The sequence below is a fragment of the Streptomyces sp. NBC_00986 genome (assembly GCF_045162565.1).
Lineage (GTDB): Bacteria > Actinomycetota > Actinomycetes > Streptomycetales > Streptomycetaceae > Streptomyces.
In genome coordinates, this window is sequence record NZ_CP108733.1 from 8746511 (window position 1) to 8761189 (window position 14679).

General features: G+C 69.8%; 14 protein-coding genes and 1 pseudogene. 8 read left to right on the forward strand and 7 right to left on the reverse strand.

Translation table 11 applies throughout. From position 1 onward, the window contains the following. Window positions 1–67 precede the first annotated feature (67 nt). The 5 genes from OG504_RS39140 to OG504_RS39160 all read left to right on the forward strand — a co-directional run bounded on the left by OG504_RS39140 (window position 68) and on the right by OG504_RS39160 (window position 5568). The gene (locus OG504_RS39140; RefSeq protein ID WP_033283094.1) at window positions 68–646 is read left to right on the forward strand and encodes a TerD family protein; all 579 of its coding nucleotides are present in this window, start codon (window positions 68–70) and stop codon (window positions 644–646) included. A 50-nt stretch (window positions 647–696) separates the two neighbouring features. Then, a complete protein-coding gene (locus tag OG504_RS39145) occupies window positions 697–2724 on the forward strand; it encodes a TerD family protein (RefSeq protein WP_405994030.1) in 2028 nt (675 codons plus the stop codon). A 234-nt stretch (window positions 2725–2958) separates the two neighbouring features. Continuing rightward, window positions 2959–3960: a TerC/Alx family metal homeostasis membrane protein gene (locus OG504_RS39150; protein WP_405994031.1), complete on the forward strand. Its 1002-nt coding sequence runs from the start codon at window positions 2959–2961 to the stop codon at window positions 3958–3960. A gap of 128 nt (window positions 3961–4088) precedes the next feature. Beyond that, entirely contained in the window at window positions 4089–4403 is a 315-nt protein-coding gene (locus OG504_RS39155) for a hypothetical protein (RefSeq protein WP_405994032.1), read from the forward strand. A 61-nt stretch (window positions 4404–4464) separates the two neighbouring features. Beyond that, complete coding sequence (locus OG504_RS39160; protein WP_405994033.1) at window positions 4465–5568, forward strand: calcium:proton antiporter; 1104 nt, start codon at window positions 4465–4467, stop codon at window positions 5566–5568. Between the two features lie 155 nt (window positions 5569–5723). Here OG504_RS39160 and OG504_RS39165 read toward each other — a convergent pair whose 3' ends face one another. Further along, on the reverse strand, window positions 5724–6995 hold the full coding sequence (locus OG504_RS39165) for an MFS transporter (RefSeq protein WP_405994034.1): 1272 nt from the start codon (window positions 6993–6995) through the stop codon (window positions 5724–5726). Window positions 6996–7168: 173 nt separating this feature from the next. On the opposite strand from OG504_RS39165, the gene aroQ reads away from it, so the two are divergent. Next, the gene (gene aroQ, locus OG504_RS39170) at window positions 7169–7642 is read left to right on the forward strand and encodes a type II 3-dehydroquinate dehydratase (protein WP_033283218.1); all 474 of its coding nucleotides are present in this window, start codon (window positions 7169–7171) and stop codon (window positions 7640–7642) included. Between the two features lie 67 nt (window positions 7643–7709). Here the strand turns inward: aroQ and OG504_RS39175 are convergent, their stop codons facing one another. The 4 genes and pseudogenes from OG504_RS39175 to OG504_RS39190 all read right to left on the reverse strand — a co-directional run. Then, window positions 7710–8471, reverse strand: coding sequence for an amino acid ABC transporter ATP-binding protein (locus OG504_RS39175; RefSeq protein ID WP_405994035.1), 762 nt, complete (start codon window positions 8469–8471; stop codon window positions 7710–7712). Continuing rightward, on the reverse strand, window positions 8468–9385 hold the full coding sequence (locus tag OG504_RS39180; RefSeq protein ID WP_405994036.1) for an amino acid ABC transporter permease: 918 nt from the start codon (window positions 9383–9385) through the stop codon (window positions 8468–8470). The genes OG504_RS39175 and OG504_RS39180 overlap by 4 nt, the downstream gene beginning before the upstream one ends. After that, entirely contained in the window at window positions 9382–10266 is an 885-nt protein-coding gene (locus OG504_RS39185) for an ABC transporter substrate-binding protein (protein WP_405994037.1), read from the reverse strand. Before OG504_RS39185 ends, OG504_RS39180 begins: the two co-directional genes overlap by 4 nt. Window positions 10267–10591: 325 nt before the next feature. Further along, window positions 10592–10777, reverse strand: a pseudogene (locus OG504_RS39190) (MBL fold metallo-hydrolase); the annotation flags it as partial. Window positions 10778–10809: 32 nt separating this feature from the next. Here OG504_RS39190 and OG504_RS39195 point away from each other — a divergent pair. Then, the gene (locus OG504_RS39195) at window positions 10810–12330 is read left to right on the forward strand and encodes a recombinase family protein (RefSeq protein ID WP_405994038.1); all 1521 of its coding nucleotides are present in this window, start codon (window positions 10810–10812) and stop codon (window positions 12328–12330) included. An 88-nt stretch (window positions 12331–12418) separates the two neighbouring features. After that, window positions 12419–12694, forward strand: a complete 276-nt coding sequence (locus tag OG504_RS39200; protein WP_405994039.1) for a helix-turn-helix domain-containing protein — start codon at window positions 12419–12421, stop codon at window positions 12692–12694. Between the two features lie 48 nt (window positions 12695–12742). Here OG504_RS39200 and OG504_RS39205 read toward each other — a convergent pair whose 3' ends face one another. Together OG504_RS39205 and OG504_RS39210 are read right to left on the reverse strand one after the other, a co-directional pair. Further along, window positions 12743–13780, reverse strand: coding sequence for a tyrosine-type recombinase/integrase (locus tag OG504_RS39205; RefSeq protein ID WP_405994040.1), 1038 nt, complete (start codon window positions 13778–13780; stop codon window positions 12743–12745). Window positions 13781–13951: 171 nt separating this feature from the next. Beyond that, window positions 13952–14620, reverse strand: a complete 669-nt coding sequence (locus tag OG504_RS39210) for a hypothetical protein (RefSeq protein WP_405994041.1) — start codon at window positions 14618–14620, stop codon at window positions 13952–13954. Window positions 14621–14679 lie beyond the last annotated feature (59 nt).

Here is a 14679-nt window from a genome sequence, read left to right on the forward strand (position 1 = left end):
GCTGCGTAGGGTTCTGAACATCCGCGGATGCCGCGGCAACAGGGGACAGTTCGAGAGGGGAACAGCCGTGACGGTCAACATGACCAAGGGTCAGGCCATCAGTCTGCAGAAGAACGACGGGTCCGGCCTGACCGCGGTGCGCATGGGTCTCGGCTGGCAGGCGGCACCCCGGCGCGGCCTGTTCGGCTCGCGCACCCGGGAGATCGACCTCGACGCGTCCGCCGTGCTGTTCGCAGACAAGCAGCCCGTCGACGTCGTGTTCTTCCGCCACCTGGTCAGCGACGACGGCTCCGTGCGCCACACCGGTGACAACCTCGTCGGCGGTGTCGGCCAGGGCGGGGACGACGAGGCGATCCTCGTCGACCTCGCGCGCGTGCCGGTCCACATCGACCAGATCGTCTTCACCGTGAACTCCTTCACGGGCCAGACCTTCCAGGAGGTGCAGAACGCGTTCTGCCGCCTGGTCGACGAGACCAACGGCCAGGAGCTGGCCCGCTACACGCTGGCGGGCGGCGGCCAGTACACCGCCCAGATCATGGCGAAGGTGCACCGCACCGGCTCGGGCTGGACGCTGACGGCCCTCGGCACACCGACCAACGGCCGCACCTTCCAGGACCTGATGCCGGCGATCCTGCCGCACCTGTAGGACGGCCCGGCGCACACGACACGACACGGCTGAGCAGGGGGACGCGAGCGATGGCAGCCGAGCTGGTGCGAGGGCAGAACCACCCGCTCTCCCAAGTGCGCCTGGAGATCCGGGTCGCGGCAGGCCAGCCGGTCGTGGCCGCCGCCACGCTCGGCGACGAGCGCGGCAGGATCCACGGCGTCGAGTGGGTGGCCCACCCGGGCACCCCGACCCTGCCCGGCCTGGAGGTCTCCAAGCAGGCGGCCGCCGACCACCGCCTCGCGGTCGACCTGGGCGCCATGCCGGAGGCCGTGCACCGCGTCAGCGTCCTCCTCGCCCTGCCCCTCGGCGGCGAAGGGCCCGCCCGCTTCGGCGCCGTCGCCGCGCCCTTCGTCGCGGTCACCGGCCTCGACGGCACCGAGGTCGCCAGCTACACGATCACCGGCCTGGACGCCGAATCCGCTGTCGTGGCCCTGGAGTTGTACCGCAGGCAGGGCGCCTGGAAGGTACGCGCCGTCGGCCAGGGCTACGCGGGTGGCCTCGCCGAACTCCTCACCGACCAGGGCCTGCCCCAGGCCGCGCACCTCGCGGGCACCATCAACGAAGCGGTGGCTCACGGCCTCGCCCGCTCCGTGGCCGCACCCCCACCGCGCACCCCGGACGGCGACCGCACCCGCCAGGCGGCCACACCGGCCCTCGGCCCCGAGGGGAGCGGCCCTGCCACACAGGGCACCCCCGGAGCCGTAGCGCCGCAGCCGACGTCTCCGTACGGGGCGCAGGGCACTCCGGGGGGCGTAGCGCCGCAGTCCGGATTCCCCGGTTCCGCCGCCGCGCCCACGGACCCCGCCGCCACCCAGCCCGCGACCCCCGCCACCGGCGGGCCGATCGACTACAGCCACCCGCGTCGGCAGACCGGGGCGCCTCCGTCGCCCGCGCCGACCGCGCCCCCGGCTGCGCCCGGGCAGCCCGCGCGGCCTGTTGCCGGGGACGCGACCGGGTGGTCGATGGAGGAGCGGCTGTACAACCAGGTGTGGGGGATGTTCGAGGACCTGGCGCGCACCATGGCCGCGTACCGCAGCGCGGTCGACTTCGCGGACTCGCGCATGGAGAAGGAGCTCGACCAGGCGCTGTCCGACCCGCGCAGCCGGATCGGCGGTCAGGGGGACGCGGCCCGCGAGGCGGCGCAGGCCAAGCACGCCCAACTCGTCGACCAGGCACGGGCGGCCCTCGACCGGGACCTCGCCCAGTTGGCCGCCGAGTCCGACGTTGTCGAACCCGCGCTCCCGCCCGCGTTCGCCGGCTGGGACAACCCCGTCTGGCACGGTTACCGCGTCCCGATGGAGATCCCGATGGCCGTGCGCCTCGGCGATCTCCACCTCCCGGAGAGCCCCGAGCTGCGCGTCCCGATGCTGGTCCGGCTGCCGTTGGAGCGCGGCCTGTGGATCGACAGCGGTGGCGCGGAGTCCCTCGACGGCTCGTTCACCGACTCGCACGAACTGCGGCGGCTCGCGCTGGACACGGCCGTGGCGCACGCGGCCCGGCTGCTCGCCGTCTATCCGGCGGGCGAGTTCGCCGTGCACGTCATCGACCCGGCCGGTTCGGCGGCTCAGGCGCTGGTCCCGCTGGTGCACACCGGCGTGCTCGCGGCGCCGCCCGCCGTGGGCGCCGCCGGGGTGACCGACGTGCTGACCCGGCTCACGCAGCGGGTGGACCTGGTGCAGATGGCGGTGCGCGGTGGCGCCGCCGACTCGCTGCCGCCCGGCCTCGACACGGCCGAACAACTGCTGATCGTCAACGACTTCCCGCACGGCTTCGACGACCGGGCCGTGACCCAGCTGCGCTACCTCGCCGACGAGGGCCCGAGCGTCGGCGTCCATCTGATGATGGTCGCGGACCGCGAGGACGCGGCGGGCTACGGCCCGTTGCTCGACCCCCTCTGGCGTTCGCTGATGCGACTCACTCCGCTGCCCGACGACCACCTCGCCGACCCGTGGGTCGGACACGCCTGGACGTACGAGCCCTCGCTCGTGCCGCCCGGCAGCCAGGTGCTCCAACAGGTGCTGACAGAGGTCGCGAGGGCCCACACCAAGCTCAGGTAAAGAGCTCCCACCTGCGCTTTTATCCTTTCTTTGGCAATCGCTTTACCTTTCCTTGGTGGTTGGGGTAGGCTTTTCCGTACGGAGGGGAGTACTCCCTATCTGCTGCGGCGTACCCGTCAATACGGATCAGGCCAGATCCCGGGGCGTCGGCCCTGGGCGCCCGTCCAAGGTGGAAGAGACCTCCGGTAGCGACGACGCTGACCATTTGCCGTTAATACCGCCGGAGGAGCAGTAGTGGATGTTTCCGTGACCCTGTGGGTCCTGACCATCGTGGGGCTGGCGGCCCTCATCGCGGTCGACTTCTTCATCGGCCGCAAGCCGCATGACGTGTCGATCAAGGAAGCCGGAATCTGGACGATCGTCTGGATCGCCCTCGCCGGACTCTTCGGACTCGGCCTGCTCCTCTTCGGGGGCGGCCAGGCGGGCGGAGAGTTCTTCGCCGGCTTCATCACCGAGAAGTCGCTGAGCGTAGACAACCTCTTCGTCTTCGTCCTGATCATGGCGAAATTCGCCGTGCCCTCGCAGTACCAGCAGCGGGTGCTGCTCGTCGGCGTCCTCATAGCCCTGGTCCTGCGGGCCATCTTCATCGCGGCCGGCGCGGCCATCCTCGCCAGCTTCGCGTGGGTCTTCTACATCTTCGGCGCCTTCCTCATCTGGACCGCCTGGAAGCTCATCCAGGAGGCCCGCGCCGACGAGGAGGAAGAGGAGTTCGAGGAGAACAAGCTGCTCAAGGCCGCCGAGCGCCGCTTCGGCGTGGCCGACCGGTACCACGGCACCAAGCTGTGGATCCGGGAGAACGGCAAGCGGGTCATGACCCCGATGCTGGTCGTGATGCTCGCGATCGGTACGACGGACGTGCTGTTCGCCCTCGACTCCATCCCCGCGATCTTCGGCCTGACCCAGGACCCGTACATCGTGTTCACGGCCAACGCGTTCGCGCTGATGGGCCTCAGGCAGCTGTACTTCCTCATCGGCGGCCTGCTGAAGAAGCTGGTCCACCTCAGCTACGGCCTGTCGGTCATCCTCGGGTTCATCGGCGTGAAGCTCGTGCTGCACGCGCTGCACGAGTCCGGCGTCCATGTCCCGGAGATCTCCATCCCGGTCTCGCTGGGTGTGATCTGCGCGGTCCTGATCGTCACCACGATCACCAGTCTGATGGCCAACAAGAGGACGGCGGCGGCCGAGGCGGCGCGGACGGGGACCGAAGGCGCCCCGAAGGACAGCATCGACGCCTGACCACGTCCGACGTAGGAGAAACGATCACCGGGAGCACCGCACGATGAATTGCCGACCACTGCTCCCGGTGCTTCGTTGGATACCGAGCGCGACCGGTCCGGGAGCGCCAGGGCCGGGTGGAGGTATCCATGGACGTGTCGAAGAAGTTCGTGCAGATCGTCGACTTCGAGACCGACCGCTTCGACGAGATGCAGGCGGTGGCCGAGGAGGCGGACAAGCGGATGGCCGGCCGGGCCGGCGGGCCGACGCACCGCCTAGTCCTGCGGGACCGGAACAATCCAGGCCATGTCCTCGTCGTGATCGAGTTCGACTCGTACGAGGACGCCATGCGCAACAGCCAGGATCCCGAGACCGGCACAATGGCGGAGCGGATGGCCGCGTTGTGTACCAGGCCGCCGTCGTTCACCGACTGCGACGTACTGGACATGACCGAGTTCAAGTAGCGCCGGACGGGCCCCGCACCGCCGGAATGCGGGGCCCGTACGCCTCTGCGAGGATCGCTTCATGATCACTCGGCTCAGGTCGCTCACCAACCGGTGGACGACCCTCGTACCGGTGCTCGCGGCCGTTCTGCTGATCTTCACCTGGGGGCGCAAGGACCTGCCCGCCGTGGTCGTCGCCCTGGTGACCGTGGTCCTCGCCGGTGCCGTGCTGGCCGCGGTGCACCACGCCGAGGTGATCGCCCACCGGGTCGGAGAACCCTTCGGCTCCCTCGTCCTCGCCGTCGCCGTGACGATCATCGAGGTCGCCCTGATCGTCACTCTGATGGCCGACGGCGGCGACAAGAGCTCGACCCTCGCCAGGGACACCGTCTTCGCGGCCGTCATGATCACCTGCAACGGCATCGTCGGCCTGGTGCTCATCGTCGCCTCGCTGCGCCACGGCACGGCGGTCTTCAACCCCGAGGGCACCGGCGCCGCCCTCGCCACCGTGGCGACCCTGGCCACGCTCAGCCTGGTCCTGCCGACCTTCACCACCAGCAAGCCGGGCCCGGAGTTCTCCGGCGCCCAGCTCACCTTCGCCGCGCTCTCCTCACTCGCCCTGTACGGCCTCTTCGTGGCCACGCAGACCGTGCGGCACCGCGACTACTTCCTGCCCGTCTCCCACCAGGGCGAGACGATCACCAAGGACCTCCACGCGGACGCGCCGTCCGCCCGCACCGCCCTGATCAGCCTGGGCCTGCTGGGCCTCGCCCTGATCGGCGTGGTCGGACTGGCCAAGGGTGTCTCGCCGACCATCGAGTCCGGCGTCGAGGCCGCCGGGCTGCACCATGCCGTCGTCGGCGTGATCATCGCGCTGCTCGTGCTGCTCCCCGAGACCATCGCCGCCCTGCGCTCCGCCCGCCGCGACCGGGTGCAGACCAGCCTCAACCTCGCCCTCGGCTCGGCGATGGCCAGCATCGGCCTCACCATCCCCGCCGTCGCCCTCGCGTCCATCTGGCTCTCCGGGCCGCTCGTCCTCGGTCTCGGCTCCACGCACATGGTGCTGCTCGCCCTGACGATCGTGGTGAGTTCGCTGACGGTGGTGCCGGGCCGGGCGACACCGCTCCAGGGTGGAGTCCATCTGGTGCTGTTCGCGGCGTACTTGGAGCTGGCGATCAATCCGTAGCGGGAGGCGTCCCGCCCGCCGGGTGTGCGGTTTCGCAACGCGATGAATTCCGTGAAGCGCGGCGGCCCGGACGGGACGTAAACGCTTGCGCAAACCTTTACGTCCCTTGCTGCCGTACCTCGCCAGCAGCTTTACGTCCCCTGCCGCGCGAGCCCTTACCCGGCGACCGTCTCCACAGCCACCACCTCCACCGGCCGGGTCTCCGGCAGCAGCGCGAAGCAGCCCAGGCTGAACAAGGCGACCCCCGTCAGATAGGCGCCCACACCCCAGGGCACGCGCTCGCTGTGCTCGGCGAGTGCCGTTGCCACGATCGGGGTGAGCGCGCCGCCGAGAACGCCGCCCAGGTTGTAGCCCACGGCGGCGCCCGTGCAGCGCACCCGCGGCTCGTACAGCTCCGGCAGATACGCGCCGAGCACGGCGAACATCGTCACGAACGCGAGCAGCGCCCCCAGGAACCCGAGGAACATCAGCAACGGCGCTCCCGTAGCGAGCAGTGCGACCATCGGGAACATCCACAGCGCGGCGGCCGCGCACCCCAACAGGCACAGCGGACGGCGCCCGTAGCGGTCGCTCAGCAGCGCCACCAGCGGGGTCAGCGAGCCCTTCACCACCACGGCGGCCATGATGCAGGCCAGCATGACGGTACGGCTCACCCCGAGCCGCTCCGTGCCGTAGGCGAGGGACCACGTCGTGACCGCGTAGAAGATGGCGTACCCCACCGACAGCGCCCCGGCGGTCAGCAGCACCAACCGCCAGTGCCCGCGCACGACTTCGGCGAGCGGCACACGCGCGTGGTCGTCGATTTCGAGGAACCGGGGGCTCTCGGTGAGCGACGAGCGCAGCCACAGCCCGCCGAGGGCCAGCACCCCGGCCACCCAGAACGGCACCCGCCAGCCCCACTGCGCGAACTGGGCGTCCGTCAGGGTCGCCGACAGCGCCAGCATCACGCCGTTGGCCAGCAGGAACCCCACCGCGGGCCCGGCCTGCGGAAAGCTCGACCACAGTCCGCGCCGCCCGGCCGGCGCGTGCTCGGCGGTCAGCAGCACCGCCCCGCCCCACTCCCCGCCGAGCCCGAGCCCCTGCAGAAAACGCAGCACCAGGAGGAGCACGGGAGCGGCCACCCCGATCGAGCCGTACGACGGGACGCAGCCGACCGCGACCGTCGAGGCACCGGTCAGCAGCAGGGAGGCGACGAGGACCGGCCGTCGTCCACGCCGGTCCCCGAAGTGCCCGAACAGGATCGAGCCCAGCGGTCGCGCCACGAAGCCCACGCCGAACGTCCCGAAGGCGGCCAGCGTCCCCGCCACCGGCGAGAACGTCGGGAAGAACAGGGGGCCGAGAACCAGGGCCGCCGCCGTGCCGTAGACGAAGAAGTCGTAGAACTCGATCGCGGTGCCGGCGAGCGAGGCGGCCGCGAGGCGCGGCATGGACGGGGGCCTTACGGTGCGTGCATCGTGCATGCCGCGTCAACTACCCACAGTGAGCAACGGTTACGGGGGCGCGCGGAGGTGTGGAGGTGGCGTGATAAACCGGGTCCGAGCAGTGGCCGTCGACCGGCGGCCCCGCCTCGAACGACATGTCCGAACGGACCGGAGGAACCGTGCCCCGCACCCTGGCCAACGCCCCGATCATGATCCTCAACGGCCCCAACCTGAACCTCCTCGGCCAGCGTCAGCCGGAGATCTACGGCTCCGACACGCTCGCCGACGTCGAGGCCCTGTGCGTCAAGGCGGCGGCCGGGCACGGCGGCACGGTGGACTTCCGGCAGTCCAACCACGAGGGCGAACTGGTCGACTGGATCCACGAGGCACGCTTGAACCACTGCGGCATCGTGATCAACCCGGCCGCCTACTCGCACACATCGGTCGCGATCCTGGATGCCCTCAACACCTGTGACGGGCTACCGGTGGTGGAGGTCCACATCTCCAACATCCACCAGCGCGAGGCCTTCCGGCACCACTCGTACGTCTCGCTGCGCGCCGACGGAGTCATCGCGGGGTGCGGTGTGCAGGGGTACGTGTTCGGCGTGGAGCGGGTCGCCGCGCTGGCGGGTGCGGGGAAGGCCGACGCGTAAGCACCGGCCTCCTGGCGCCCGCCCCTTACAGACCAACCGTTACAGACGACCCATCACAGGCGGCCGGTCACAGTCGGCCCGCCTCCACGATCCGTCGCAGGAAGCGCTGTGTGCGCTCCTGCTGCGGGTCGCCGAAGATCTGCTGGGCCGTGCCGCGCTCCAGGACGACGCCTCCGTCCAGGAAACACACCTGGTCGGCGACCTCCCGGGCGAAGCCCATCTCGTGCGTGGCCAGCACCATGGTCATGCCCTCGTCCTTCAAGTCCCGCACCACGGCGAGCACTTCACCGACGAGCTCGGGGTCGAGCGCGGCGGTGATCTCGTCGAAGAGCAGCAGCCGGGGACGTACGGCCAGGGCACGCACGATCGCCACCCGCTGTTGCTGACCACCGCTCAGCCGGTCCGGGTAGGCGCCCGCCTTGTCCCCGAGCCCGAGCCGCTCCAGCAGCTCACGCGCGTGTGCCTCGGCCTCCGCACGGGACACGCCGTGCACCCGGCGCGGGGCCAGGGTGATGTTCTCCAGGACGGTCATGTGCGGGAACAGGTTGTACGCCTGGAAGACCACGCCGATACGGCGCCGTATCGCGTCCGGGTCGACGCGCGGGTCGGTGATCTCCTCGCCGTCCAGCCAGATCGCGCCGTCGTCGATGTCCTCCAGGAGGTTCGCGCACCGCAGCAGCGTCGACTTGCCGGAGCCGGAGGCGCCGATCAGCGCGGTCACCGTGTGCTGCGGGACCTCCAGGTCGACGTCCCGCAGGACGACCGACGTACCGAAGGTCTTGCGGACGGACTCCATGCGCAGCACGGGTGAGGTGGTGTCGGTGCTCATGTCGTGCCTCCCTGGGCGCGCTGCTTGTCCATCCGCGCGGTCACCCAGTCCGTGAAGCGGGTCATCGGGATGGTCAGCGCCACGAAGACGAGCCCCGCGACGATGTACGGCGTGTAGTTCAGGGCGCGCTGCGCGATGATGTCGGACGCCCGTACGGCGTCGATCGCGCCGCCGATCGACACGAGCCCGGTGTCCTTCTGGAGGGACACCAGATCGTTCAACAAGGGCGGCACCTGCCGGCGTACGGCCTGGGGGAGCACAACGTGCCGCAGCGCCTGCCGGTTGCTCAAACCCAACGAGCGGGCCGCGGCGCGCTGCGAGGGGTGCACGGACTCGATGCCCGCACGGAACACCTCGGCGACGTACGCGGAGTAGGTGAGTGTCAGCGCCGCACCGCCCAGCCATACGGGGTCGACGGTCACGCCCTGGAGGCGCAGAGCGGGTACTCCGAAGACCACGATCATCAGGTTGATGATCAGCGGCAGTCCGCGGAAGAAGTCCGTGTACGCGGCCGCCAGCACACGCAGAGGGAAGAAGACCGGCCCGCGCAGGGTGCGCGCGATGGCGATCAGCATGCCCAGGACCAGCACCAGGACGCCGCAGATCAGCAGCAGCCGGACGTTGAGCCACAGCCCTTCGAGGACCTTGGGGAACGCCTCGCGCGCGTAGTGCCCGTCGAAGAAGGTCTCCTTGGTGCGCTCCCAGCCCGGCGCGCTGACCACGACCACGTACAGGACGACGGCTGTGATCAGAGTCGACACCGCGGCGATCGCGGTCGCGCGACGGGCACGCGTGCGCTTGTGCCGCTCGCGGTCCAGACGCCGCTGCGAGGGGACGTACGCGTCGCCCCCGCCGGGCATGTCGCCCTTGTCGTCCGCGGCCTCCCGGCCCGACTCGTCCTTCACCACGGTCACTTGAGGACTGGGGCGTCGACGGCGTCGGAGAGCCACTGCTTCTCCAGCGCGGCCAGCGTGCCGTCCTTGCGGAGGGCGTCCACGGCCGACGTGACGCACGACGTGAGGTCGCTGCCCTTGTCGAGGACGAGCCCGAACTGCTCGGGCGTGCCGCCCTGGTTCTCGAACTGGCCGACGATCTTGGCGTTGGTCACCTCGGCCGAGGTGATGTAGAAGGCGGTCGGCAGGTCGACGACGATCGCGTCGACCTGGCCGTTCTTGAGCGCGGAGACGGCCTGGTCGTTCTTGGAGAACGCGGCCTCCTGCTGCGTCGGCTTCACCACGTCGCTGATGTAGTTCAGGCTGGTGGTGCCGACCTGGGCGCCCAGCTTGAGGCCCTTCAGACCCGCGATGCTCGTCGCCTTGGCGGCCTTGCTGCCCTTGAGCGCGATGACGGCCTGCCGCACGTCGTAGTAGCCGGACGAGAAGTCGACGGCCTTCTTGCGCTCGGTGCTGATCGACACCTGGTTGATGTCGAAGTCGAAGGTCTTCACGCCGGGCGCGAAGGCCTTGTTGAAGGGGACGCTCTGCCAGACGACGGCGCTCTTGTCGTAGCCGAGCTGCTTCGCGACGGCGTACGCGACCGCCGACTCGAAGCCCTTGCCGTTGGCGGGCTTGTCGTCCTCGAACCACGGCTCGTACGCCGGCTCGTCCGTCGCGATCGTCAGTTTGCCGGAGGTCTGGGTGGCCAACTTGCCCTTGGCGCAGGTGGTCCCGGTCGAACCCGAGGCCTGGTCGGAGGCCTTCTCCTCCGGCTGCGGAGCACAGCCGACGGCGGTGGCGAGCAGGGCTATGGTCGCGGCGGATATCGCGCGTCGCAGTACGCGAGGGGCAAGGTGCATGGCGGGAGAGTGACAGTCAGACGTCCTGATTGTCCAGGTCACAGCCCCGATTGTCCGCATAGTGGGAACGCCTGTTGCGCTCTTGTGAACAGCACCTGTGGGACGCCGATTCCGGCCCGCTCGCCGGGGCCGCCGGTCGAGGGCGGGGGAATGGTGGACCGGCGGCCCGTCCGCGCAGGAGCCGTCGTCCTGAGCGGGGCTGCTTCCAGTTGACCGCGCAACCACGCGCGTTGGGAGCGCGCGTGGGACACCGGCGCGTGCGAAGGATTCACACGGGGCGCGCACGCACCGGTTCACGCCGAACGCTTACCGCTCCGGCCGATCCTCACCACCCGCGCGCGTGCCACTCCGGCAGGTGCGGGCGCTCGGCACCCAGCGTCGTGTCGTTGCCGTGCCCCGGGTAGACCCAGGTCTCGTCGGAGAGCGTGCCGAAGATCTTCGTCTCGACGTCGTGGATCAGGCTCGCGAACGCCTTTGGATCCTTGCGGGTGTTGCCCACGCCGCCAGGGAATCCGAAAGGCACTTGCCGGGTAATACTTGAACATGGCCGCCACCGTCACCGCGCTTCGCATCCTCGTCTTCCTATATGCCCGGATCAGCGAAGACCCTCTCGACCAACGGCGCGGCGTCGCACGGCAGATCAAGGATCTGCGCCGGTGGGCCCTTGAGGACATCGGCGGCGAGATCGCAGGCGAATGGATCGAGAACGACCGCTCTGCACACAGCGGGGAAGAGCGTCCCGAGTACGACAAGATGATGGCCGCCGCGCTCGCCGCCGCACAACAGCCGGGCGTGCGGGTCGTCGTCGGCGCCTACCACCCTTCCCGGCTGTGGCGGCAGCGCGTCGAGCGGGCGCAGGCCATCGAAGACCTGCGGGGCGTCAAGGCGTTCGTCGGCTTCGAGTCCGGCGGCTACTTCAACATGGCCAAGGCCAGCGACCGCTCGCAGCTGGCGAACCTCGGCGAGAGCGACACCGCCGAATCCGAGGTGAAGTCCGAGCGCGTTGCCCGTGCCGCGCTCGAACGTGCCGAGGAAGGCCGCGCCAACGGGCCCGTCTCCTACGGCTGGCGCCGCGTCTACCGGCACGACGACGACGGCAAGGTCATCGGCTTCGACGACATCGAGCATCCCGAGCAGGCCAAGGTCGTCCGCGAAGCAGCCCGCCGACTCCTGTCCGGAGAGGCGCAGATGGCGGTCGAGGACGACTTCAACGACCGGGACCTGCCCGCCCCCGGGACGGGCATGAAGCGGAAGAAGCGCAGCATCCTCCAGAGCGCAGACGGCCGGCGCTGGGGCAAGGGCAGCGTGAAGAAGCTGGTCCTGCGGAAGGCCAACATCGGCGTCCGCATACACCAGGGCGTCGAGTACAAGGCGGCCTGGCCGGCGCTGCTGTCGATCGAGCAGCACGCCCGGCTTGAGGACATGTTCAGCGGCGGCGAGGCGACGAGCACCAGCCCAGGGCAGCGGAAGCACCTGCTGACGTGGGGCGAGGTGGCGACGTGCGGGCCGTGCGGCCAGCAGATCCGGGTGGCCCTGCGGGGCAACGCCAAGCGGGGCACGAAGAAGCCCACCTACATCTGCGACGGGAAGGGCTGCGTCGGACGCAACGAGGAAGCCCTCAACGGATACATCGACGGAATCGTCGTCGAGGTGCTGTCCGATCCGGCCGCCGCGGACATCTTCGCCGGCGACAGGTCCGGCGCCTTGGCCGCGATGGAGCGGGTCGAGGCGCTGCGGATCCGGCAGGGCCTGGCGGCCGACGACTACGCGGCCGACAGGATCACCCGCGAGCAGCTGCACCGGATCACGCGGAAGCTGGCCGACGACATCACGGCTGCGCAGGCGGAGGCAAAGAAGCTGCAGCCGGTCGACCTGACCGCGCTCGACGGGCTGATCGGCGAGCAGGTGCGGGAGAAGTGGCCGGCCCTGACTGTGCAGCGGAAGCGGCGAGTGCTCGAAGCGTTGAGCTTCCGGGTGCGGATCCATCCGACCTCGGTCCGCGGGCCGGGCTTCGACCACACCACCATCGACGTCGGATGGCACGGCCGGGAACTCGCCGCGTAGGCGGTCTCGGTGCCTGTGTGGCTGCGGATTCGGAGGGGACAATGGAGTCAGTACCTCCGAATCGGCACCTGTGGAGCCCGAGTTGACCATGATCCGAGAGAGGCGTACCCCGCCCGACGCGCTCGGCCCGATGCTGCACGCTGCTCGCGAACGGGCGGGCCTGCCGCAGTCCGCCGTTGCCACGGCCGCCGGTGTGCGGCGGGCCTATGTCACCAAGCTGGAGGACTCCGCACGGTGTCCATCCCTCGCTGTGGCGCAGGCCCTGTGCGTCGTGCTCGCCCTCGATGACGACGAGGCGGCGCTACTGCTCGGCTGCGCGGTCGACGACGCCGGACACAACCACCCGGCGCGCACCGCGGCGTAACGGAATTCGAAACGAAAAGGGTCCGCGCCAAGTGCGGACCCTTCGCGCTCACAGCCCGGTGACGGGGTTGTCCTCCCACGGGTCGCCCGCCTCGTAGTAGCGGGCCAGGGACGTCGAGTTGTCCGCCCATCCGCCCTGCCTGGCGGTGCGGACCATCGTCGCGCCGCCCCGCACGGCCGCGGTCGCGAACCCTCGGCGTAGCGAGTGGCCGCGCCACCGCCCATCGAGGCCCGCGGCGTCCGCCAGACGCTCGATGACATCCGAGGCCGCGTCGGCGGTGAGCCGGCCGGATGGGTCGCCGATCGGCTTGCCGCGGCGCATCATCGGCGGGGCGATGCGGCCGTGACGGTCGATGCGCACGAATAGAGGCCCCTCGGTACGGCCGGCCTCCCGCATGGCGGCGATCAGGGCCCGAAGCGCGCGGACGGGGCACGTGCCGGGATTCTTGCCGTAGGGCACGGCCGTGTCGGTGAAGGCCTTCATTTTGGCCCTGTAAATCTGCACCTCGAAGCCCTCCTCGCACTCGGCGAGGTCACCGATGTCGAGGCCGACCAGTTCCGACGAGCGGGTCGCACCCGCGTAGCCGAGAAGCAGCATCGCGGCATCGCGCTTACCGATCAGGGTGTCGCGGTCGAGGACGGCGAGCATCTGCCGCAGGGCGGACGGTACAGCCGCCTTCGCCTGCTGCTGCCGGGCGCGGGGGCTCTTGCTCTTGGCCAGGCGCTCCTTGTACCCGGAGATGACGAGGCGGGCGCCCTTCGTCTCCGGCCTCGGCAGCTCCAACTCGGCGTGCATCGTCGAGATGGCGGACAGCATGCGCTCGATCGAACTCGGGGCGGACGGCCGCCCGGTGCGCGGGCGGGGCGTCAGCGTGAGATGCGTGGCGTACTCGATGAGCAGTTCTTGGGTGGCGGGCACCGGCTGATCGCCTCGGGTCGCGCACCATGCGATGTACGCCTCGCGGTCTTCTCGGTAGGCGCGGCGGGTCGAGTCGGCGCGGCCGGCAGCGAGGGCTGCCTGCGCCTCGGGCGAGAGCCGGTCTTTCGATACGGCTCCCGGCTCCCGGCGCCGCTCGATGTCGGTCATGAACTCCCCCTCGCTACAGGCCTGTTCTGACTCCAGAGAATAAAGATTATCAGGAGCCAGGGGGGATCCCTAGGGATCTCTCGCGGCGGGGACGGGAAAGGGCCCGCGCCGTGATGGCGCGGGCCCTCCCCTGTAGCTCATCGCAGTGGAACTCTTCATTGCGGCTTGCTGCTAGTCGAAGCTGCTAGGTCGGGGATTCTCGGGGTCGATCAAGAAGTTCATCACTTCTCCATGCAGTGGCGGCAGCGTCATCACGAGACCGGACGCCTCGGCTTCCTGGCGCCATTGGTTGATCATGGCCCATTGCTGATCGGCCAGCCTCATGGTTGCACGCGCCGCCTCCTCGTTGCCGCGTAGCCGCTGATCAAGCGCCAGCCCCTTGGTGCGCCGCCATACGGCCTCGTTCCGAAGGAATTGCCGGACGCGGACGACTGCCGTCTTGGCCCAGTTGGATTCGGCGCGCCGGTTTTCTTCACCCTCTGCCGGCAGGAAGCCCTCCCCTGAGGCCCAGCGGAGCCCTGTGACCGGATGCTCCTTGCGCCCCGGCAGCACCTCGGCCTCTTCTTCGTAGCCGACCGGGAAGACCAGTGCGAGCGGCGGCAGGTCGAGGGCCTTGGCGAGGACGAGGAGATCGGCGACGGACACCGTCTGTCGGATCCCCTTCTCAAGTTTGGCGATGACCGACCTGTCGAGGGGGTGCCCCAGTTCGGCGCATCGGTCCGCGAGGCCCTGTGCGCTGAGTCGGCGGCCACGGTCGTCGACGAGCCGCTCTCGTGCACGGGCCACTTCCCGGCCGACCCTGTGGGCGATTCGCTGGTTCCAGTCAAGGTCTTGTTCCACAGCGGAACAGTATCAGCGGCTAACTGACCTTGACAGCTCATGCCGGGCCATCCACTATT

What these genes read in the sequence shown, in the direction of transcription:
- OG504_RS39145 (WP_405994030.1), top strand. Translation starts at nt 697, where the DNA reads ATGGCAGCCGAGCTGGTGCGAGGGCAGAACCACCCGCTCTCCCAAGTG.
- OG504_RS39155 (WP_405994032.1), top strand. Translation starts at nt 4,089, where the DNA reads ATGGACGTGTCGAAGAAGTTCGTGCAGATCGTCGACTTCGAGACCGAC.
- OG504_RS39160 (WP_405994033.1), top strand. Translation starts at nt 4,465, where the DNA reads ATGATCACTCGGCTCAGGTCGCTCACCAACCGGTGGACGACCCTCGTA.
- OG504_RS39165 (WP_405994034.1), bottom strand. Translation starts at nt 6,995, where the DNA reads ATGCCGCGCCTCGCGGCCGCCTCGCTCGCCGGCACCGCGATCGAGTTC.
- OG504_RS39175 (WP_405994035.1), bottom strand. Translation starts at nt 8,471, where the DNA reads ATGAGCACCGACACCACCTCACCCGTGCTGCGCATGGAGTCCGTCCGC.
- OG504_RS39185 (WP_405994037.1), bottom strand. Translation starts at nt 10,266, where the DNA reads ATGCACCTTGCCCCTCGCGTACTGCGACGCGCGATATCCGCCGCGACC.
- OG504_RS39195 (WP_405994038.1), top strand. Translation starts at nt 10,810, where the DNA reads ATGGCCGCCACCGTCACCGCGCTTCGCATCCTCGTCTTCCTATATGCC.
- OG504_RS39200 (WP_405994039.1), top strand. Translation starts at nt 12,419, where the DNA reads ATGATCCGAGAGAGGCGTACCCCGCCCGACGCGCTCGGCCCGATGCTG.
- OG504_RS39205 (WP_405994040.1), bottom strand. Translation starts at nt 13,780, where the DNA reads ATGACCGACATCGAGCGGCGCCGGGAGCCGGGAGCCGTATCGAAAGAC.